The sequence below is a fragment of the Novosphingobium decolorationis genome (assembly GCF_018417475.1).
Taxonomy (GTDB): domain Bacteria; phylum Pseudomonadota; class Alphaproteobacteria; order Sphingomonadales; family Sphingomonadaceae; genus Novosphingobium; species Novosphingobium decolorationis.
Genome location: NZ_CP054856.1, coordinates 4,053,711 through 4,074,676 on the forward strand (window position 1 = coordinate 4,053,711; position 20,966 = coordinate 4,074,676).

Sequence of the window (20,966 nt, forward strand, 5' to 3'; positions counted from 1 at the left end):
CACGCCGCCTGCCCGGCCGAGGGGGACGGCGCGTGCGCGTGCAATCTTCAAGTTTCCGGCCCGAAAGAAGGGCCGCGAGAGGTCGCAGGCCGGCCTTATTCGTGCCAGGTCACGCCGTCGCGCTCGGCAAGGGCGATGGCGGCGGACGGTCCCCAGCTTCCAGCCGTATAAGTCTTGGGCTCGATCCGGTGTTCCTCCCAGGTGGCGCGGATCGCGTCGATCCACTCCCACTGGGCTTCCACTTCGTCGCGGCGCACGAACAGGGTCTGGTCACCTTCGATCAGGTCGAGCCAGAGGCGTTCGTAGGCGATGCGCCGCTGCGGGCCGGCAAAGGCGTCGGGCATCGAGATGGCCAGCGGGATCGCGCGCAGGCCGAAGCCCTCACGGTCAAGCCCGGGCATCTTGGCCATGAGCGAGAGCGTGATGTTCTCGTCCGGCTGGAGCGAGATGACGAGGCGATTGGGCACCGTGCGCGCGCCGCGTCCCGAGAAGATCGAGTGGGGCACGTCGCGGAACTGGACGACGACCTCGGTCGTGCGCTTGGGCATGCGCTTGCCGGTGCGCATGTAGAAGGGCACGCCCTGCCAGCGCCAGTTGTCGATATGGGCCTTGATCGCGACGAAGGTCTCGGTGTCGGAAGGCTTGCCCAGTTCCTCGTCGTAGCCGGGGACGGCCTCGCCGTTGATGGCGCCTGCGCGGTACTGCCCGGTGACGGTTTCCTCGGCCTTGATCTGGCGCAGCGAGCGCAGGACCTTGACCTTTTCATCGCGCACCGTCGTTGCCTCGTAGGAGACGGGCGGCTCCATCGCGACGAGCGCGAGAAGCTGGAGCATGTGGTTCTGCACCATGTCGCGCAGCGCACCCGAATCGTCGTAGTACCCCACGCGTGATTCCAGGCCCACGGTCTCGGAGACGGTGATCTGGACATGGTCGATGTGCGCTGCGTTCCACAGCGGCTCGAACATGAGGTTGGCAAAGCGCAGCGCGATCAGGTTCTGGACGGTTTCCTTGCCCAGATAGTGGTCGATGCGGAAGATGCGGTCCTCGGGGAAGGCCGAGGCAACGGCATCGTTGATGACCTTGCTGGAGGCAAGGTCGATGCCCAGCGGCTTTTCGAGCGCGATGCGCACGTTGGGGCCGGCCAGGCCGTTCTGCTCAAGGCCCCGGATCGTCGGCTCGAACAGGCTGGGCGCGGTCGAAAGAAAGATCGAGAGGCCCTGCTTGGGCTCGCCCACCTTGGCCGCGAGCGCCTTGTACCCTTCCGGGTCGTTCGCATCGAGCTGCTGGTAGAACAGGCGGTTGAGAAAGGTCGCCATGCCGCCACGGCGTTCGGGCGCGAGGAACTGCTCCAGCGATTCGCGCGCGAAGTTGCGAAACGCCTGGTCGTCCATCTCGGAGCGCGCGGTGGCGATGATCTGGATATCGGGATCGAGCAGCCCTTCGGCATCCAGCGCGCAGAGCGAGGGCAGGAGCATTCGACGCGAAAGGTCGCCCGTCGCGCCGAACAGGAGGAGTCGATCGGAAGTGAATTTGGTCACGTAAGCCTTTCCACCTGAGGCCGAGCTCCTCCTCCCGGCCATCGTGAATCTTGTGTCACGGCCTCTTTGGACCACGCGGGCGCAGCATATCAAGGGTATATGTCATCCGCTAGGCAGTTGCTCCGTTTTGAATGCAGCTTGCACCCCACGCGGGGCGCAGATGTGCAAGATGCATCGCACGGCCTTGCCGCTTGCCACAGGACTGTCGTCTTGCGCCTCTAGCAAGGCTTGCTGATCGTGTGGCGGCGTTGCATGACGGAGTTTCCGCTGCAGCGCTGTTCGGGGGGTGAGAGCCCGGGCGCGGGAAGGCCCTTGGGGCAGGGGCGGGAAGCTGGTGGATGAAGATTGAGGATACGCGATTGATGGTCATCGAAGGGGTGGATCTGCTGGAGCATCTCCAGACGCCGGCGGTCATGGTTGCGCGCGGGCAGGTGCGCTTTGCCAATTCGGCGGCGAAGGACCTGTTGGGCGCGCACATCGTCGGGCAGGACGTGCGCATTGCGATCCGCGACCCCAAGGCGGTCGCCGCGATCCTCAGCGAAACAGGCGGTACGGCCCGGATCTCGGGGCTTTCCACCGGAGGCAGCGTGTGGGAAGTGGATTGCAAGGTGCTGCCAGGCGGCGACCGGATCGTCAGCCTTTACGACCTTTCCGAGCGGGTGAGCGTGGCCAAGTCGCACGCCGACTTCGTTGCCAACGCCAGTCACGAGCTGCGCACGCCGCTCGCCAACGTGATCGGCTACGTCGAAACACTTATGAACCCCAAGGCAGGCGGCAACGAGGAACTGCGCGAACGCTTCCTTGGCACGATCCGCCACGAGGCGCAGCGCATGCAGGCGCTGATCTCGGACCTCATGTCGCTCTCGCGCATCGAGGCGGTCAAGCACGAGGTCCCTTCGGACAGCGTCGACATGGTCCAGCTCGCCCAGGAAGTTGCCGGGGAATTCCGGAGCAGCGCCACGATCGAGCTGGTCGTCAATGCCGAGCACGCGGTGATCGCGGGGGACAAGGGTCAATTGCTGCAGGTCCTGCGCAATCTCATCGACAACGCGCTCAAGTACGGCAAGGCCGATGGCACCGTGCACCTTTCGGTGGAGGTCGCGCGCACTGGCTGGGTGCTGGTCATGGTGCGCGACGAGGGTGAGGGCATTGCGCCCGAACACCTGCCCCGCGTGACCGAGCGTTTCTACCGCGCCGACAACAGCCGCAGCCGTGCGGCAGGCGGCACCGGGCTCGGACTTTCCATCGTCAAGCACATCGTCGAGCGTCATCGCGGCCGATTCGATATCGACAGCCGTCCTGGCGCGGGCACGACCGCGTCGCTGATGCTGCCGCTGCGCGAAAATTGATTTAAGTACGAAGACAAGCACTTGAGCATTTGAACGCGTCGTTGCTTCGGCGTTCGCCTCTCTGTTGCCGGTTCGTGTCATCAAAGTGACATTTGCTGGTCATAGTGGCGTCGCCGGACAGACACATCGACGTTAGAAAATGAGGTCTCGGGTTGCGTTCAGTTCTTGGAATTTCGGCAGCGGCCGTAGCACTCGTGCTGGCTGGTGGTGCCCCTATCGACGCCTATGCCGCGGATGGCGCACAGGCAGGTGCGGATAGCGCCGTCGCGCGCGAACTTGCGGAGATGCGCGCGCAGATGGCCCGCATGGCCGCCCGCATCGCGGATCTGGAAGCCCAGGTCGCGCAAGCGCCCGCTGTGCCGGCGGCTGTTCCTGCCGCGGCTTCGGCACCTGCGCTCGCGGCCAGCGCCCCGGCAAGTCCTGCTCCTGCGGTAGCCGCCGCAGCGGCCCCCGCCAAGGCGGCCTCGCCCGACGTGAAGATCAAGTTCAAGGGCGGTCCCGAGGTCACGACCTCGGATGGCTGGGCTTTCAAGCTGGGCGGACGCCTCAACCTCGACGCGGGCTACATCGATGCGCCTGACAGTCTGGGGCCGAGCGACGGCTTCGGCAGCGAAGTGCGCCGCGCGCGTCTGCGCGTGACCGGCAAGATACCGGGCGGATTCGGCTACAAGTTCGAGACCGAGTTCGCACCCGGCGCGGCCGACTTCACCGACGCCTACGTCAGCTACGAGGATGGCGGGCTCGAGATCATCGCGGGCCAGCACAACACCTTCCAGGGGCTGGAAGAGCTCTCGAGCAGCCTCAACACCTCGTTCATCGAACGCGCGGCCTATACCGACGCCTTCAACTTCGAGCGCCGCATCGGCATCTCGGCCCAGTACAGCACCGGCGACCTGCTGCTGCAGGGCGGCATCTTCTCGGACAATGCCGAGGATACGCCCAACAAGAACTTCAGCGTGGACACGCGCGTGGTCTATGCCCCGAAGATCGGCTCGGCCCAGGTGCACCTGGGTGGTTCGTACCACTACGCCAAGCTGCCCGAGCAGGGCTCGGCCGTGCGCTACCGCCAGCGTCCCTTCGAGCACTTCACCTCGACCCGCTACATCAACACCGGACTCTTCTCGGCCGACGCCGAGATTGGCTATGGTCTGGAGAGTGCGGTCATCGCCGGGCGTTTCCACGCGAGCGCGGAAGGCCACTGGCAGCACGTTTCGCGCCCGGTGGGCGATGCCGATCCGACCTTCTTCGGCGGGGCCATCGAAGTGGGCTACTTCCTCACCAAGGGGGATACCCGCGGCTACAAGCACGGCACCTTCGACCGCGTGAAGCCCGCGCGTCCGGTGGGCGAGGGCGGCTTCGGGGCGCTCCAGGTGAACTTGCGCTACGATTATCTCGACCTCACCGATGCGGGGATCGTGGGCGGCAGCCAGAAGGGCTATGAGGCTTCGCTGATCTGGACACAGACCGACTACACCCGCCTCATGCTCAACTACGCGCGCCTCGATTACACCGATGCGTTCTATCAGACCGCGGACGGCAGCCGTTCCTACGGGGTGGATGTGATCGCGATGCGCGCGCAGGTCGACTTCTGATCCTGTACTGACAAACGGGAGGCGCGCGCAGGAGCGATCGGCACCGCCTGCGCCTCCCGGGTCCTGACCTTGCGGGTTTTCCTGTCCAAAAGGAGGAGGAAATCCCGACCTTTGCGCGCCCGGTGCAGCTTGCATCGCTTCGGGGCACGCCCTAGACCCGCAGCGGGACGGCCAGCCCAGGAGGGGGTGGCCGCCTGCGCGGAAGACCAACTTAGACCGAACCTGACACGACCTATTCCGGGCCCCGCCGAAGAATGTCATGCTTTCGTCATGGAAGTGTCATTCAAGGCCAATAGGGGCGTCGGCACGTCCAGACCAAGGGATATCTTCATGCGATCCATCAGTTCTCTCGTCCTCGCCGCGGCTTCGGTGTTCGCGCTCAGCGCCTGCGGTAGCTCGGGCGGCGGCGCCTCGGGCGCGCGCGACTACGTGACCGCCGTCGGCTCCTCGACGGTCTATCCCTTCGCGACCGCGGTCGCCGAGGACTTCGCCCGCAGCTCGGGCAGCAAGTCGCCGGTCATCGAATCGACCGGCACGGGCGCGGGCATGGAACTCTTCTGCCAGGGCGTCGGCTTCGACTTCCCCGATGTCGAGGACGCCTCGCGCCGGATGAAGAAGTCCGAATACGAAACCTGCAAGGCCAACGGCGTCACCGAGATCATGGAGATCCAGGTCGGCATCGACGGCATCGCCTTTGCCGAGGCCAAGGATGGCCCGGGCATGGCGCTGACGCCGGCCGATATCTACAAGGCGCTCGCCGCCAATCCGTTCGGCAAGCCCAACACCGCCAAGACCTGGAAGGACGTGAACCCGGCGCTGCCCGACATGCCCATCCTCGTCTACGGTCCGCCCTCGACCTCGGGCACGCGTGACGCGCTCAAGGAACTGATCCTGGAAGCGGGCTGCAAGACCGACGCGGCGACCAAGGCGCTCAAGGACAGCGACAAGGACAAGTACGAGGCGACCTGCCACCAGATCCGCGAAGACGGCCCCTATGTCGATGCGGGCGAGAACGACAACCTGATCGTTCAGAAGATCTCGCAGAATTCGAAGGCCGTGGGTATCTTCGGCTACTCGTTCCTCGAAGAGAACGGCGACGTGCTCAAGGGCATCCCGATGTCGGGCGTGACCCCGACCTACGCCTCGATCTCCGACTTCTCCTATCCCGGCGCACGTCCGCTTTACATCTACGTGAAGAAGCAGCACATGGCCCCGATCAAGGGCCTTGCCGACTACGTCGCCGCCTGGCCCAAGGCTTGGGGCCCCGACGGCATCCTCAAGAAGAAGGGCATGGTAATCTCGCCCGATGACGTGCGCGAAAAGAACGCGAAGGTCATCGCCGAGGGCACGCTCCTCGACCCGAGCGAACTGAAGTAAGAAGGACCGGCTGCCGGCCATGATTTTGACAGGAATTCTCCTGGCCGTAGTGGGCCTCGGCCTCGTCGGCTGGTTCGTGGGGAGGGGGCGTGCGCGCCTCCTCTACGACGGGCGCGGATCGATGCACTCGATGCCCAACTATCATGGCTGGCACCTGGCGCTGTGGATCGTGGTCCCGGCGCTTGTCGTCTGGGCCGTGTGGTCGGGCATCCAGCCCGGTCTCGTCGAAGGTGCGCTGCTGGCCGATCCGGCCGCTGCCGCGCTCCCTGACAACGCGATGCACCGCAGCGCGATCATCTCGCAGGCCTACCTCCTCGCCAACGATCCTGGCGCGGCCGTCTTCGCCTCCGAGGCGCAGGCCCTTGCCGCGCCGCTGCGCGCGATCATCACCCGCTTCTCGCTGATCGGCGCGCTGCTGGTCTTGATCGTCGCCTTTACCGGCGGCGCCTACGGTTTTACCCGCATTCGCGCGCGCTTCGAGGCGCGCACCCAGGTCGAACGCGTGGTCATGGGCGTGCTCCTGCTCGCCTCGCTGATGGCGATCCTGACCACCTTCGGCATCGTCGCCTCGCTGGTGTTCGAGGCCGGGCTGTTCTTCAAGGACGTCTCGCCGATCGCGTTTCTCACCGGCACCCACTGGTCGCCGGGCAACGCGATGGGCGCCGACATCGACGAGAACTTCGGTGCGGTTCCGTTGTTCTGGGGCACGATCTACATTGGCGCGATCATCGCCATGGCGGTTGCCATTCCGCTCGGCCTGATGAGCGCGGTCTACCTCACGCAGTACGCCTCGCGCCGCGTGCGCAAGTGGCTCAAGCCCATCCTCGAGATCCTCGCGGGCATCCCGACTGTCGTCTACGGCTACTTCGCCGCGCTGACGGTGGCGCCGATGATCCGGGATTTCGCCGCCTCGATGGGGGCGCACAACCCCTCCACCGAAAGCGCGCTGGCCGCCGGTCTCGTCATGGGCGTGATGATCATTCCCTTCGTGTCCTCGATGGCGGACGACGCGCTGGCCGCGGTGCCACGCGCGATGAGCGACGGCTCGCTGGCCCTGGGCGCAACCCGTTCCGAGACGATCAAGAAGGTGCTGCTGCCGGCCGCACTTCCGGGCATCGTTGCGGGCGTCATGCTGGCAATCAGCCGCGCCATCGGTGAAACGATGATCGTCGTCATGGCGGCGGGCGCGGCGGCCAACCTTTCGGCCAATCCCCTCGATTCGATGACCACGGTCACCTTCCAGATCGTCCAGCTCCTGACGGGCGACCAGGAATTCAACAGCCCCAAGACCCTGTCGGCCTTCGCGCTGGGCCTGATCCTGTTCATCGTCACCCTCGTCCTCAACATCATCGCGCTGCGCGTGGTGAAGCGGTTCCGGGAAGCTTATGAGTAATCCAACCTGGCAATCGCCCGAGGCGCAGAAGCGCCTTGCGAAGCGGCACGCTGCCGAACGCCGGTTCAAGGCCCTGGGGCTTGGCGCCGTCGTCCTCTCGGTCGCGTTTCTGGCGCTGCTGCTTGTCATCATGCTCAAGAATGGGCTGGGGGGCCTCGACTGGTCGTTCCTCTCGGGCGCGGACTCCACCAACCCGGATCTTGCGGGTGTGTGGGGCGCGGCCAAGGGCTCGCTCCTGACCATGGTGGTGACGCTGCTGCTGGCCTTCCCGATGGGCGTGCTCGCCGCGATCTACCTTGAGGAATTCGCGCCCAAGAGCAAGTGGATCGACATCGTCGAGGTCTCGATCAACAACCTGGCTGCCGTGCCCTCGATCATCTTCGGCCTGCTGGGCCTTGCTGTCTTCATCAACACGCTGCACCTGCCGCGTTCCTCGCCGATGGTCGGCGGCCTGACGCTGGCCCTGATGACGATGCCGGTCATCGTCATTTCCGGGCGCAACGCGATCAAGGCGGTTCCGCCCTCGATCCGCGAGGCCGCCTACGGCATTGGCGCAAGCAAGGTGCAGACGACCTTCCACCACGTGCTGCCGCTGGCGCTTCCGGGCATTCTTACCGGCACGATCATCGGCATGGCCCGCGCGCTGGGGGAAACCGCACCGCTGCTGATGATCGGCATGCGCGCCTTCGTCGCCACCCCTCCGGGCGGCGTCACCGACCCTTCGAGCGTGCTTCCGATGCAGATTTTTCTGTGGTCGGACGAGATCGACAAGGGCTTTGTCCAGAACACCTCGGCTGCCATCATCGTCCTGCTGGTCTTCCTGCTGGCGATGAACGGCCTGGCCATATACCTTCGAAACAAATTCGAGGTCCGCTGGTAGGATTATGACCGAACCCAAGCTTATTGCCCGCAACGTCGACGTCTTCTACGGCGAGAAAAAGGCGATCGACAACGTCTCGATCGACATCGACAACGGCATCGTCACCGCCTTCATCGGCCCTTCGGGCTGCGGCAAGTCCACGTTCCTGCGTTCACTCAACCGCATGAACGACACCATCGCGGGAGCGAAGGTGACGGGCGAGATCCTGCTCGATGGCGAGGATATCTACGCGGCCTCGATGGACCCGGTTGCCCTGCGTGCGCGCGTGGGTATGGTGTTCCAGAAGCCCAACCCGTTCCCCAAGTCGATCTACGAGAACATCGCCTACGGGCCGCGCATCCACGGGCTTGCCCAGGGCAAGGCGCAGATGGACGAGATCGTGGAGCGCTCGCTCACCAAGGCGGGGCTGTGGGACGAGGTGAAGGATCGCCTCTCCGATGCAGGGACCGCGCTTTCGGGCGGCCAGCAGCAGCGCCTGTGCATCGCGCGCGCCATCGCGGTCAGTCCCGAGGTCATCCTCATGGACGAGCCGTGCTCCGCGCTCGACCCGATCGCGACCGCGCGCATCGAGGAGCTGATCGACGAGCTCAAGGACACGTACGCCATCGTCATCGTGACCCACTCGATGCAGCAGGCCGCGCGCGTGTCGCAGCGCACCGCCTTCTTCCACCTGGGGCACCTGGTCGAATACGGCGAGACGAGCGAGATCTTCACGACCCCGCGTGAGGATCGCACCAAGGACTACATTACCGGCCGCTACGGCTGATAGCTTCAGTCCCGCTAGACCCCTGCAAAAGGGGCGCGGGCCAACAGGGACATTCGTATGGTTGATCATACCGTCAAGGCCTTCGATTCCGAGATCGGTCAGCTGCGCGGCCTCGTCGCCGAAATGGGCGGCCTCGCCGAAGTGGCCATTCGCGACGCGATCAAGGCGCTGACCCAGCACGACGACGAACTCGCGCGCGAGGTCGTGGCCAACGACGCCAAGCTCGACGCGCTCGAGGCCGAGGTGGACCGTCTTGCCGTGCGCACCATCGCGCTGCGCGCGCCCATGGCCGACGATCTTCGCGACGTTATTGCCGCACTCAAGATCTCGGGCGTGATCGAGCGTATCGGCGACTACGCCAAGAACATCGCCAAGCGCATCGACGCGCTTGACCGCGCGGCCAACATCGATCCCGTGACCCTGGTCCCGACCATGGCCGAGATCGCCGAAGGCATGGTGCGCGACGTCCTCAACGCCTATGGCTCGCGCGATGCGCAGCTGGCCGTCGAGGTCATCCGCCGCGACGCCAAGCTCGACCACTTCTACAACACGCTGTTCCGTTCGCTGCTCACGCACATGATGGAGAACCCCTCCACCATCACCGTGGCCGCGCAGATGCTGTTCATCGCGCGCAACCTCGAACGCATCGGCGACCACGCCACCAACGTGGCCGAGATGGTCTACTACGCCGCGACGGGCGAATACTGCACCGAGCGCGACAGCCAGACCGACGATACCGGCGGCTTCGCCTGAACCTTGTGAACCTGATCCGGGGGGCGCCGGGCAGGTGCCTCCCCCAGCTAGGGAAGATCCGATGAACCCCTCGGTCCTTGTTGTCGAAGACGACGTCGCCTTGTGCGAACTGCTCACCTGGAATCTTTCGGCCGAAGGCTATGACGTGCGCAGCACGGGCGATGGCGAGGAAGCCCTCGTCATGGTGCGCGAGCAGGCGCCCGACGCCATCGTGCTCGACTGGATGATCGAGCAGATCCCGGGCATCGAGGTCTGCCGCCAGCTGCGCAAGAGCCAGGAAACGGCGCAGATCCCCGTTATCATGGTCACCGCGCGCGGCGAGGAAGAGGACATGATCCGCGGCCTCAAGACGGGCGCCGACGACTACATGACCAAGCCCTTTTCCCCGCGCGAGCTGATGGCCCGGATCGAGGCGCTGCTGCGCCGCTCGCGTCCCAGCCTTGCGGGCAACGTCCTGCAGTGGGGCGATATCGAGCTTGACGCGACGAGCCACCGCGTGCGCCGTGGCGGTGAGCCGCTGCACTTGGGCCCCACCGAGTTTCGTCTCCTGCGCTACTTCATGGAGCGTCCCAACCGCGTGGTCTCGCGCCAGCAGATCCTTGACGGGGTGTGGGGCATGGACTCCGACATCGACGAGCGCACGGTGGACGTCCATATCCGCCGCCTGCGCAAGGCCATCAATCGTGATGGTGAGGCCGATCCCATTCGCACGGTCCGAGCGGCGGGTTACGCGATGGACGTCAACTGAATATCCGCCGGGGGCCCCAAGGCTCCCGGCGTTTTCATTTCAGGGATGGCGTACGCCAGGGGCGGGAAGGGGAACTTCTCAGGCCGCTTCGTGCGCGCGGCCGTCCTCGGCCGCTTCGACGGCGCGGGTGATGGCGGTAAGGAACTGGTCCGTCGCCCGCTCCCAGGAGTAGAGGCTGCCCAGTGTCGCGGCATCCTCGCGCGGGATCGCCAGCGCGCCCTCGATGGCGCGGGAAAGATCGGTGTCGAGCACGCCCGCCGGGCAGACGACCGGAAGATCCACGCCGCACCCGTCTTCGCCCAGGATATCGATCGGGCCGGTTACCGGATAAGCCGCCACGGGCACCCCGCAGGCGAGGGCCTCGATTACGACGAGGCCAAAGGTGTCGGTACGGCTGGGGAAGACGAAGCCGTCGGCCGCGCGATAGGCGCTTGCCAGTTCCTCGCCGCGCATCGGGCCGAGGAAGTGGACATCGGGGTAGCGGCGCTTGAGGCTTTCCAGAGCCGGCCCATCACCCACCACGACCTTGCTGCCCGGTACGTCGGCGTCGAGGAAGGCTTCCAGGTTCTTTTCCGGTGCGACGCGCCCGACGTTGAGAAGGACGGGGCCCGGCAATGTGGCCATCACCGGGTGACGCGGTCCTTCCGGGCGGAACAGGTCATGGTCGATCCCCCGGCTCCAGGGCATGGTGTTGGCGATCCCGCGCCCGGCCAGTTCGCGCGCGAAGCTGCGGGTCGAGACGAGGACCCCGCTCGACGGCGCGTGGAAGCGCTGCATGATCGGCCAGAACCGCTCGGCACTGATCCCGGTGCGCACGGCGGCATACTCGGGAAAGCGGGTGTGGAAGGCGCTGGTGAACGGCACCCCGCGTGAGAGGCACCAGCCGCGCGCAGCCCAGCCGATGGGACCTTCGGTGGCGATGTGGACGAGCTGCGGCTGGGCCGCATCGAGCATGCGCCGCACGCCAAAGCGCGGAGCCATTGCCAGCCGGATCTCGGCATAGCCGGGCATGGGCACGGTCAGGAACTTGTCGGGGGTGACGGTCTCGACGCTGTGGCCGCGGGCCGTCAATTCCTCAAGCGTGGCGCACAGGGATCGGACGACACCGTTGACCTGCGGCAGCCAGGCATCGGTTGCTAGGGCCAGTCTCATGCAAGGGCTCCGGTTGCCGCTGGGGCGGGCAGGGGCGCAGGCGTGGGCTGCCCGGTGCCTTGGGACGTGTGCTCGGGCGCGGCGGCAGGTGCCGTGCGTCCGCCTGTCTCGGCGACCCAGTCGACAATCGAGATCGCGCCGGTGAAATCCTCGACCAGCGCGGTGCAGCTCTCCACCCAATCGCCGTCGTTGTAGTAGGTGATGCCGCCGAATTCGCGGATCTCGGCGCAGTGGATGTGGCCGCAGACCACCCCGTCGAAGCCGCGCTGGGTGGCTTCGGAGGCAACCGCTTCCTCGAACGAGGAGATATAGGCCACCGCGTTCTTCACGCGCTTCTTCATGTAGGCCGAGAGCGACCAGTAGGGCATCTTGAGACGGCGGCGCACCGCGTTGAAGACGATGTTCGCGCGCAGCAGCAGCCCGTAAGCCTGGTCGCCAAGGTAGGCGAGCCACTTGTGGTACAGGACGACGCCGTCATAGGCATCGCCGTGGGTGACAAGGAGGCGGCGCCCGTCCCGGGTCTCGTGGATCGCTTCCATGACCAGTTCGACCCCGCCGAAGGTGAGCCCGGCGTAGTCGCGCAGCATTTCGTCGTGGTTGCCCGCGATGAAGACCACGCGGGTTCCGCGGTGCGCCATCTTGAGGATGCGGCGGATCACTTCGTTGTGCGCATCGGGCCAGTACCAGTTCTTGCGCAGGCGCCAGCCATCGACGATGTCGCCCACCAGATAGAGCGTGCGGCACTCGACCGAGCGCAGAAAGTCGACGAGCATGTCGGCGTTGCACCCGCGCGTGCCCAGATGCACGTCCGAAATCCAGATGGTCTCATACTTGCGCTTTGGGCGAAAGCCCTTGGGGTCGGGCAGGTCGAGCCACTCGGGAATCTTGCCTGCCATCTCGAAAAGTGCGTCCACGTCCTTGGCCATGCGTGGCCTCCCCGGTTGCTCCAGCGTGTTCCTGTGGACTGCCATGAGGCCGTTGCGTGGGCGTGACGGTTGGGCGGCACTTGTGTGACAATCTGTACCTGTGTGCCAAATTCACGCGGACGTCGCCGATTTGTCACCTGCCCGTCACACTTCGCCTGCAAGTAGCCGCGGAACCTTAGGGGAAAAGGGGCCAATGCGGCGTATTGATATCCTGTTGGCCAGCGAACTCTCGGGCGGCTACGCGCCGTTTCGCCACGACGACTTCGACGTGGTGCTGCACCGCTGGACAGACTATTGCGAATTGCCGCTGATCGAGGGCGCCTTGTGGGTCTTCGTGGACTGGGTGCTCCCCGAAATGTCGGGTCTGGAGCTGTGCCGCCGCCTGCGCGCCGATGCGCTGACCGCGCATGCGCATGTGACAATGGTGCTCGAAGAGGACAATGTCGAGGATCGCAAGCGCGCGCTGCGCATGGGGGCGGATGACTACATGGTCGGCCCGCTCGTGCGCAATGCACTGCTTGACCGCGTGCTGGGGGGCAATGTCAGCGAACATGACGCCACCGGGATCCGCACTGTGGCCCAGGGCGACCTGACCGTCGATGTCGCGGCCTTCCAGGCGCGCTGGCAGGGCAAGCCCATTTCGCTCATGCCCAACGAGCTGCGTCTCCTGCGCTACTTCATCGAGCATCCGGGGCGGGTCTTTACCCGCGCGCAGCTGATCGCGGCGCTGGGCAAGCAGGAGCCGCCGGTCGACGAGCGCACCGTGGACGTGTGGATCGGGCGCCTGCGCCGCGCGCTCAAGGGCGTGGGGGCAGGCAATCCGCTGCGCACCGTGCGCTCGCTCGGCTACGTGTTCGACGCGGCCTGAGCGGGCCGCGCCGTCACGCGCATTTCAGGCTGTCAGACCGCGCCCATCGCGTGCTCACCCGCGTCCTTCGCGTGGATCGGCTTGCCGGTGATGAGCTTGTAGACCTGCTTCAGGCCCATGTCGGCGGTCCACACTTCGCCATCTGCAATGTCGAAGCGCAGCAGGACGACGTCGGGATCGTCCTTGCCTTCGGGAAACCAGGCCTCGACCGCGTTGTTCCAGAGGTCGCCCCGGCGCGTGACGCTGGTATCTTCGGTGAGGGTGCCCGACAGACAGGCGAAGACGTCGTGGCCCTTGGTCATGACCTGGCCCATCGCCTGGCCGCCGCCCGCGATGCGGTTGGAGCGGCGGGCGAAGAACCAGATCGAATGGGTCGCATCCTTGTCGAGCATCGCCGTCATCGGTTCGGCGTGGCCGGGCGCATCGGACAGCTTCATCATGATGAAGGGGCTGTCGGCAAAGGCCTTCCAGAAGGTGTGCTGAACCTTGTCGTCCATGGCGTGTCTCCTCGTGTTGGTGTTTGCAACCTCAACGCGAGGGAGACGCCATGCGTTCCGGCAGGAAAGATCAGCCGAGCCAGCCCGCGGTCTGGACGAGCAGCCACAGGCCGATTGCCACGAACAGCAGCGCCGCGATCATGTGGACCACGCGCATGGGGACGCGTTCGATGAGCGCATTGCCAAGGAATACGGCCGGCGCATTGGCGATCATCATGCCCAGCGTCGTGCCCAGCATGACCGGGATGACACTCTCGAAGCGGGCGGCGAGCGCCACGGTCGCGATCTGGGTCTTGTCGCCCATCTCGACCAGGAAGAACGCGATCACGGTGGCCAGGAACGGCCCGAAGCGGCCCGGCTTGGGCTCGTCGTCCTCGTCGAACTTGTCGGGGATCAGCGTCCACAGGCCCATGACGATGAAGCTGGCCGCGACCAGGTAGCGGAACCATAGACCGTCGAGGAAGGCTGCCGCCTGTTCGCCGACGAGGGCTGCGAGGAAGTGGTTGGCAAGGGTCGCGACGAAAATGCCGGCGACGATCGGCCAAGGCTTCTTGAAGCGGGTGGCGAGCACGATCGCAAGGAGTTGCGTCTTGTCGCCGACTTCGGCGAGCGCAACGACCGCGCTCGAGGTGAGAAAGGCTTCCATCATGTCGAATTTCCATCAGGGCCGGGCGGGCATTGAACGCAAAGAGGCCATCGGCCCCCGCCCGGCCAGGCGATGGCGTCCGGCGTCTCTGGTCTTGCCCGAAGCGCGCTGGGACGGTCCCTGGACCATTCCGCGCGATCTCCTGTGCGCCATGGCCTCTCGACCAAGTGTGTTGACGACAGGGCCTGCCGGAACCCGTGCGAGGATGCAGGGGCGGGAGGGCAGGCGGCTACTCCCCGTGTGACGAACCTGCCTCCTAGCCGCGCGATCACCTCGGCGCAAGTCAGACGTGTGGCCGATGTTCGCAGAGCGGCAGACCAAAAAAAGGCCCGGCCGCATCGCTGCAGCCGGGCTATGAGGTCACGTGGGGGAAGGGGGCTCCCCTACGTGTTCGCAAGAAACGGTCAGGTCAGAACTTGATCGAGGCCGAGGCCTTGAACACCCGGCCCAAGGCATAGGTGTTGAACTGGACGTCGCCGTCCTCGAAGCTCTGGTATTCCTTGTGGGCGCGGCCCGTGAGGTTGCGGCCCTCGAACTTCAGTTCCAGTTCGCTTGCCCCGATCATGATGCCCTGGCGCACGATCACGTCGATGGTGAAGCCGGGGTGTTCGAAGATGTCGGGCTGGCGGATGGTGCCGTTGACGCCGCGGCTGGTCACGCGCTTGGAGGCGTAGTTGAGCATGATCGTCTGCTGCGAGAGGCTGTCGGTGTCTTCCAGGCCGAACTGCAGGTTGGCGATGTGCTTGGACTGGCCGGTCAGTGGCGCGCCGTCGACGAAGTAGTTGGTCGCGGCCGAGAGGAAGCCGTTGACGTTGGTGATGTCATCGGCGGTCACGTTGAGCTGCGACTTGGTGTAGGTGTAGTTCGCGTTGAGCGCGATGCGGCGGGTCTCGAAGAACGAGCCCAGGTTGTAGAGGTCGAAGTACTTCTGCAGTTCGACTTCCGCACCGTAAAGGTCGGCACTGGGCGCGTTGGCGTAACGGGTGAAGTAGCCGTTCGAGTAGAGCAGGTAGCTCTCGATCGGGTTCTTGATGTGCTTGTAGAAGCCACCCAGCGAGACATGCTCGTCGCGGTTGAAGTACCACTCCCAGCGCGCTTCGGCGTTGTAGAGTTGGCTGTCGATGAGCTGCGGGTTGCCCTGATAGGTGCGGTTGGTTTCCGGATCGAAGAAGTTCTGGAAGATCAGCTCGCGGAACTGGGGCCGCGCGATGGTCTTCGAGCCGTTGATGCGGATCTGCATCTCGGGATCGATCTCGTAGGTCAGCGTGGCGGCCGGCAGGAAGTACTCGTTCTTCAGCGTCACGCCGCTTTCGGCCACGCCTTCGACCGGGACCAGCAGCGACTGCTCCTTGGCCCATTCCCAGCGCACACCGGCATCGAGGGTAAGGCCATCGGCGAGCGTGCCATCGACCTTGCCGTAGAAGGCATGGTTGAGCAGGCGCGCGCGGTAGTTGGCGTAAGGCGCGGTCGGGTCCTGGAGCTGCAGGTCGTAGTCGAGCCCGGTGCGATCAAGGTACCACTGACCGGTCTGGAGCAGCACGTCGAGACGCGCGGTGCCCAGCGCTTCGATGAGTTCGGAGTCGCCGTTGGCGATAACCAGGAACTGGCGCTGGCGGCTCTCGCGCGAGTTGATCTGGTAGGCATAGCCGACCGTGCCCGACCAGTTGGTCGAGAAGCGGTGGCTGACATCGGCGCCCGCCGACCACACGTCCTCGTTGAGGCGCGAGAAGGAGATCGAGGTGGGTGCCGAGCCTGTGCCGCTGCCCAGCGCGTTGGTGAACAGGTCACCCACACCGCCATCGCCCGTGTTGCGGCGGATGTAGCGCGAGACGATTTCGTAGGGCGCGAGGCGCTTGGAGTTCGCGTACCCGGCGCGCAGGTCGATCGTGGTGTCGTCGGCGGGCTTGAACTCGCCGGTGAACTGGCTGTCGATCAACTGGCGTTCGTACCAGCCCGTGCTCTGCTCCATGAAGTCCCAGTTCGCGTTCTGCTGGGGCTGCTTGAAGGAGGCAAGGGCGGCGTACTTGTCGGTGTCGTGGATGTAGACGTTGGTCCAGCGGATCGAGTTCTCACCCCACTCCAGGCCCAGGCCAAGGAGGCCATTGACGATGACACGGTTGTCGCTCTGGACAGTGGTGCCGTCCTGGTCGCGGTCCTCGTAGGCGCCCGAAAGGAGCTGGGTCGACTGGCGCAGCGCCTGGCGGGTCTGCGTGGTGTTCGAATAGCCCGCGGTTGCGATCACGCCGAGCGTCGCGCCGCCAAGGTCGAAGGAGGTGCCGGCCGAAAGGTCGGCGCTGAAATTGGGCTGCGTGTTCTCGATGGTCTGGATCACCGAGTTGCGCGGCGTGAACAGGATCGAGCCGATGTCGTCGGCCAGCTCGCTGTTGGGGTTGAGCGCCAGGTTGCTGTCGAACAGCGCCTGCATGTCGTGGGGCACGCGGCGCAGGCCGTTGTCGTAGCCCGTCCAGTCGGTCTTGGAACCGTAGTAGGAATAGCTCAGCTTGTTGGTGGTCTCGCTGTCCCAGCCAATGCCGCCGCCGATCTTGAGGAAGCTTTCCTCGGGCACGGCCTGGGTGGTCAGGTTGATCACGCCGCCGCCGAATTCGCCCGGGAAGTTCACCGAGTAGCTCTTCTGGACCATCGAGGAGGCCACGACGCTGGTCGGGAAGAGGTCGAGGGGAACCACGCGCTTGAGCGGTTCGGGGCTGGGAAGGGGGGAGCCGTTGAGCAGCGCGAGCGAGTAGCGATCGCCCAGGCCGCGTACGTAGACATAGCCATTGCCCACGACCGAAAGGCCGGTGACGTGGCCCAGAGCGCCCGCAATGTCGCCTTCGCCAGTGCGCGCGATGTCTTCGCTGGAGAGAACCGAGAGGACCTCGGTCGCGGAGCGCTCGACGTTGACGATGCGCCGACCGGTCACGATGATCGCGCCGCCCGGGATCGAGACGTCGGGAGCATCCCCTTCGGGTTCGTCCTGCGCCGTCTCGGCGGGAGCAGCAAGGGTTTCGGGCGTGGTAGTGCTGTCCTGCGCTTGCGCGATACCCGGCGTCATCACCGTGGAGAGAAGCAGGAGCGGGACGAGCCGCGACTTGGTCATGGGAAGGTTCCCCCTCAGAAACACATAGATTCGGATCAGCGAAAGGGGCGGCCCGACAGACCGCCCCTTTCCCCGTTCAACGGGCGATCGTTCAGGCGACCGGAAGACCGGTGCACAGGCTGCCGGTGCCGAAGTCGGCGGTGGCGTTGTCGCAGGTCCAGCCGCGGTACCAGGTGTCGTTGGCATCGCGCACGGCGCCGATGTAGTCGACGACGTCGAAGAAGCTCGAGAAGCTGGCGATGTTGGCGTAGGCCACGACACCGCTCTCGTTCGAGCCGTTGACGAAGGTGCTGGTCAGCGTCGAGGTGATCGAGGCGTTGTTGTTGGTGCCGGCGTTGAACATGTCTGCCGCCGTGTTCGTGCCCGAGTACTGGCTACCCGTGCTCAGGAACGGACCGGTGTCACCGCAGGTCATGACGACCGAATTGGCGGTGAAGGTCGCCGAACCGGTGGCGGTACGACCATCGACGCGGATGCACTCGTTGCTCGGCGTGTTGATGATGCCGTTGACGAAGTTGATGTCCGCATCGCCGCGCACCAGGATGCTGGCTTCGTCCGAGTTGTCCGGACGGTTGCCCGACTGGATCGCGGTGAAGTTGGCGAAGGTCGAGCGCTGACGGTCGGCCGGATCGGAGTTGATGTTGTTGTTCGAGTCGATCTCGAAGAAGGCATCGCCCGCACCCGCACGCTGGAGCAGCAGCAGGTACTGGAAGTTGCCCTTGAGGCCGGTGTCGGTGTCGAGGCTGTCATCGTCGGCGTTGACCGCGATGTAGTGCTTCATGTTGACCGCGCCGCCGAAGAACTCCGAACCGTCGTCCGAGCTGTTGACGGTCTGGATGTAGTCGAGCGTGGTGCCCGTGCCCAGGCCGCCGCCGGTGAGCGACTGGAGTTCGGCGTCGGGCGCCAGGTTGTAGCCCGAGTAGCGGATCTGCACGTAGCGCATCGAACCGGCGCTGTAGCCGTTGTTGCGGCCGCCGAAGGTGGCGGGGGTCGCTGCGCCTTCGGTCTCGCGCTGGCAATCGTCGGTGGCGACGCTGCCGCCCGCGGTGCAGTCGGTGATGATGCCGCGGCCAAGCAGCACGATGCCGCCCCACTGGCGATCCGAGCTGTCGGTGGCCGAGCCGACGACGTTCTGGCGGCTGGTGAAGACGATCGGCGAGGAGGCGGTGCCGTTGGCCTGGATCGTGTTGCCGCGGTTGACGGCGAGCCAGGCCGGATCGGCGGCGTTCTCGGCGTAGACGATGACGCCCGGATCGATGGTCAGCTCAACCGAGGTGTCCGAGGTCAGGCTCGAGATCCCGGCGTTGAGGCACGAGGCAGTGGTGGTGGTGTAGGGCGAGCCCGAGGACGGGACCGAGAAGCCGCCGTCGCAGCCCACGTCCACGCGGCCGTTGATGCGATAGAGAACGCCCGCCTCGTTGGGCAGGCTGGAGCTCGCATCGACCAGCGCGGGCAGGGTGCAGATGCGCCAGGAGTTGCCGTTGGGGTCCTCGATGGTGCCGTCGTTCGAAAGGCCGCCCGTCGCGTTGAAGGTCGGGCATTCGGCAGCCGCTTCGATGATGCCGGTGGTCGGCGTGGGCGTCGGCGTGGGCGTGCCGCCGCCGTTGTTGACCACGACGCTGCCGGCACCCGGCGAGGCAATGTCGTCTGCGCCGCAGCCGGCGAGAGCGAGAGCGCTGCAGCCCAGAAGCATCAGGCCAGAGAATTTCTTCACGTGTATTCCCCCGTTGGATCGGTTTCGATCGGATGGATCAAATTCGACGATCGCGGCGGGCCCGCCATCGTTGGCGGCGTCCTAGGGGTGGGGGGTGACAATTTGTTGGCGTTGCCATGACAGAAATATGGACTTTTCTGACACTGGCGTGACTTCCATGTGTCAAGGAGGGCGCAGGTGGAAAATGGCTCGAGGCGACTCACGTATTTCTGCGGGGTTCGCATCAAGATTGCAGTTTTATGACACTCTTGTCATTTTGCTTGAGGGCTGTGGCTTTTCGCGCACAATCGGTCGCATTGATGAACTCGAGGGAGAAAACCACATGTCCTTGACCGCCGCAGCCCTGGCTCTCCTTGCTGGCCAGTCCGCCCTTTCGCTCACGGTCGAACTGCCGCGCGCCGAATCGCAGGACGTGGCCTATTCCGAACTTGTGGCCGGACAGGACCAGGCGGCGCTTGCCAAGCTGCTGTCCGCGCGGGAGGTGCGCGGGGAGGACCCTGCGCTGCTGATAAACCTGGGGGCTGCTTACACCCGCCTTGGCCGCGTCCACGAAGCGCGCAAGGCCTACGATGCGGCCATTGTCAGTGACGAGCGCTATGACCTCGAAACCGGCAGCGGCAAGTGGATCGATTCGCGCTACATCGCCCGCACCGCCAAGCGTGAAGGCCTCGACGCGCAGCGCACGCTCGCCATGCTCTGAGGTTTCGCCTCCCTTTTCGAGTACCAGGCCCACCCCCGACGCGCGCGCGAGTCTTTGGAATTCTGGGTGGGCCTTTGTCCGTGTCCTCTTCCTGTCCCTGTCCCTGTCCTGCTCGTGAAGCGGAGCGCGAGATGTCCCCTGCGGGTCGCGCCAGCACCATTTAGATTGGCGTCTTGCTTCATCAGCGTCAGACGGGCCCCGTGGGCGCGCTGGCGCAGGGGAGTTGGGGGATTGACGCCTTCGCCGTGTGATCGTCACAAGCTTGTCACAAGATTCGCGCAATCCGCCCCCAGACACAGGGCAGGATGATTCGAGTTATGACGTTCGTTTGCGTTTCACGGCGATCGCTTTCCAAGGTTTTTTCGGGGCTTCTGGCTCTTGTGGCGATGCTTTGCATGCCCGTGCGCGCCTTCGCGCAAGTCGCCGGGCAGCAGGATCCTGCTGGTTCGGGCCCCATCGTCAACGCGCTCACCTGGCTGCAGGGAACCCTGCTCGGCAATGTGGCGACGGCGGTGGCCGTCATGGCGGTGGCCGCCGTCGGCTTCGGCATGCTGACGGGCCGCATGAACTGGCGCTTTGGTGCGACGGTCATCATCGGCGTCTTCGTGCTGTTCGGTGCGGGCGCGATCGTATCGGGCATCCAGCAGGTCGCAGGCTGAGCCGCGATGGCGCTGGCCCGCTTCCCCGTTCACAGGGCGCTGACCCGGCCGCAGATGTTTGCCGGAGTGACCTTCAGCTACTTCATCATCAACGGGATGGTGACGACCGAGGTCTTCCTGCTCACCAAGAACTTCGTGGCGCTGCTCGCCTTCGCGGTGATGCACGTGATCGGCTACCTTGCCTGCCTGCGTGAACCGCGGGTCTTCGATCTCTGGCTCAAGAAAGTCAGCAAGTGCCCCCGCGTGCGCAACTGGAAGCGCTGGGGCTGCAACAGTTACGCGCCCTGAGGGGCGCTCGCGGGGGGAATGAC

General features: G+C 65.3%; 19 protein-coding genes. 12 read left to right on the plus strand and 7 right to left on the minus strand.

What is annotated here, in order from left to right; all coding sequences use genetic code 11:
- Positions 1-95: 95 nt before the first annotated feature.
- The gene (gene zwf / locus HT578_RS18825) at positions 96-1,538 is read right to left on the minus strand and encodes a glucose-6-phosphate dehydrogenase (RefSeq protein ID WP_213501060.1); all 1,443 of its coding nucleotides are present in this window, start codon (positions 1,536-1,538) and stop codon (positions 96-98) included.
- Positions 1,539-1,876: 338 nt separating this feature from the next.
- Here zwf and HT578_RS18830 point away from each other — a divergent pair, with 338 nt between their 5' ends.
- The 8 genes from HT578_RS18830 (at position 1,877) to phoB (ending at position 10,396) form a co-directional block, all read left to right on the plus strand.
- Positions 1,877-2,887 (plus strand): sensor histidine kinase, encoded by a 1,011-nt coding sequence (locus HT578_RS18830; RefSeq protein ID WP_239026356.1) that lies wholly within the window; start codon positions 1,877-1,879, stop codon positions 2,885-2,887.
- Between the two features lie 152 nt (positions 2,888-3,039).
- Positions 3,040-4,479, plus strand: a complete 1,440-nt coding sequence (locus tag HT578_RS18835) for an OprO/OprP family phosphate-selective porin (RefSeq protein WP_213501061.1) — start codon at positions 3,040-3,042, stop codon at positions 4,477-4,479.
- A gap of 330 nt (positions 4,480-4,809) precedes the next feature.
- Complete coding sequence (locus tag HT578_RS18840; RefSeq protein WP_039388189.1) at positions 4,810-5,856, plus strand: substrate-binding domain-containing protein; 1,047 nt, start codon at positions 4,810-4,812, stop codon at positions 5,854-5,856.
- A 19-nt stretch (positions 5,857-5,875) separates the two neighbouring features.
- Entirely contained in the window at positions 5,876-7,249 is a 1,374-nt protein-coding gene (gene pstC, locus HT578_RS18845) for a phosphate ABC transporter permease subunit PstC (protein WP_039388188.1), read from the plus strand.
- Positions 7,242-8,129, plus strand: a complete 888-nt coding sequence (gene pstA / locus HT578_RS18850; RefSeq protein ID WP_213501062.1) for a phosphate ABC transporter permease PstA — start codon at positions 7,242-7,244, stop codon at positions 8,127-8,129. The genes pstC and pstA overlap by 8 nt, the downstream gene beginning before the upstream one ends.
- A 4-nt stretch (positions 8,130-8,133) precedes the next feature.
- Positions 8,134-8,895, plus strand: coding sequence for a phosphate ABC transporter ATP-binding protein PstB (pstB, locus tag HT578_RS18855; RefSeq protein ID WP_039388185.1), 762 nt, complete (start codon positions 8,134-8,136; stop codon positions 8,893-8,895).
- A 57-nt stretch (positions 8,896-8,952) separates the two neighbouring features.
- Positions 8,953-9,648, plus strand: coding sequence for a phosphate signaling complex protein PhoU (gene phoU, locus HT578_RS18860; RefSeq protein WP_039388184.1), 696 nt, complete (start codon positions 8,953-8,955; stop codon positions 9,646-9,648).
- Between the two features lie 61 nt (positions 9,649-9,709).
- Complete coding sequence (gene phoB, locus HT578_RS18865) at positions 9,710-10,396, plus strand: phosphate regulon transcriptional regulator PhoB (protein ID WP_039388183.1); 687 nt, start codon at positions 9,710-9,712, stop codon at positions 10,394-10,396.
- Positions 10,397-10,474: 78 nt separating this feature from the next.
- Here phoB and HT578_RS18870 read toward each other — a convergent pair whose 3' ends face one another.
- Together HT578_RS18870 and HT578_RS18875 are read right to left on the minus strand one after the other, a co-directional pair.
- Positions 10,475-11,548, minus strand: a complete 1,074-nt coding sequence (locus tag HT578_RS18870; RefSeq protein WP_213501063.1) for a glycosyltransferase family 4 protein — start codon at positions 11,546-11,548, stop codon at positions 10,475-10,477.
- Positions 11,545-12,474 carry a UDP-2,3-diacylglucosamine diphosphatase gene (locus HT578_RS18875; protein WP_213501064.1) on the minus strand — a complete coding sequence of 310 codons (930 nt, stop codon included), beginning with the start codon at positions 12,472-12,474 and terminating at the stop codon, positions 11,545-11,547. Before HT578_RS18875 ends, HT578_RS18870 begins: the two co-directional genes overlap by 4 nt.
- A gap of 193 nt (positions 12,475-12,667) precedes the next feature.
- On the opposite strand from HT578_RS18875, the gene HT578_RS18880 reads away from it, so the two are divergent.
- Positions 12,668-13,342: a response regulator transcription factor gene (locus tag HT578_RS18880; protein WP_213501065.1), complete on the plus strand. Its 675-nt coding sequence runs from the start codon at positions 12,668-12,670 to the stop codon at positions 13,340-13,342.
- Positions 13,343-13,374: 32 nt separating this feature from the next.
- On the opposite strand, the gene HT578_RS18885 is transcribed toward HT578_RS18880, so the two are convergent.
- The 4 genes from HT578_RS18885 to HT578_RS18900 form a co-directional block, all read right to left on the minus strand.
- A complete protein-coding gene (locus tag HT578_RS18885) occupies positions 13,375-13,839 on the minus strand; it encodes a pyridoxamine 5'-phosphate oxidase family protein (protein WP_039388179.1) in 465 nt (154 codons plus the stop codon).
- 70 nt (positions 13,840-13,909) lie between these two features.
- Positions 13,910-14,485 carry a TMEM165/GDT1 family protein gene (locus HT578_RS18890; RefSeq protein WP_039391502.1) on the minus strand — a complete coding sequence of 192 codons (576 nt, stop codon included), beginning with the start codon at positions 14,483-14,485 and terminating at the stop codon, positions 13,910-13,912.
- Between the two features lie 409 nt (positions 14,486-14,894).
- Positions 14,895-17,582 (minus strand): TonB-dependent receptor domain-containing protein, encoded by a 2,688-nt coding sequence (locus HT578_RS18895; protein ID WP_213501066.1) that lies wholly within the window; start codon positions 17,580-17,582, stop codon positions 14,895-14,897.
- Positions 17,583-17,673: 91 nt separating this feature from the next.
- A complete protein-coding gene (locus HT578_RS18900) occupies positions 17,674-19,296 on the minus strand; it encodes a hypothetical protein (protein ID WP_213501067.1) in 1,623 nt (540 codons plus the stop codon).
- Positions 19,297-19,618: 322 nt separating this feature from the next.
- On the opposite strand from HT578_RS18900, the gene HT578_RS18905 reads away from it, so the two are divergent.
- The 3 genes from HT578_RS18905 (at position 19,619) to HT578_RS18915 (ending at position 20,943) form a co-directional block, all read left to right on the plus strand.
- A complete protein-coding gene (locus HT578_RS18905; protein ID WP_213501068.1) occupies positions 19,619-19,996 on the plus strand; it encodes a hypothetical protein in 378 nt (125 codons plus the stop codon).
- A gap of 305 nt (positions 19,997-20,301) precedes the next feature.
- The gene (locus HT578_RS18910) at positions 20,302-20,655 is read left to right on the plus strand and encodes a TrbC/VirB2 family protein (RefSeq protein WP_422394359.1); all 354 of its coding nucleotides are present in this window, start codon (positions 20,302-20,304) and stop codon (positions 20,653-20,655) included.
- Between the two features lie 6 nt (positions 20,656-20,661).
- Entirely contained in the window at positions 20,662-20,943 is a 282-nt protein-coding gene (locus HT578_RS18915; protein WP_213501070.1) for a VirB3 family type IV secretion system protein, read from the plus strand.
- Positions 20,944-20,966 lie beyond the last annotated feature (23 nt).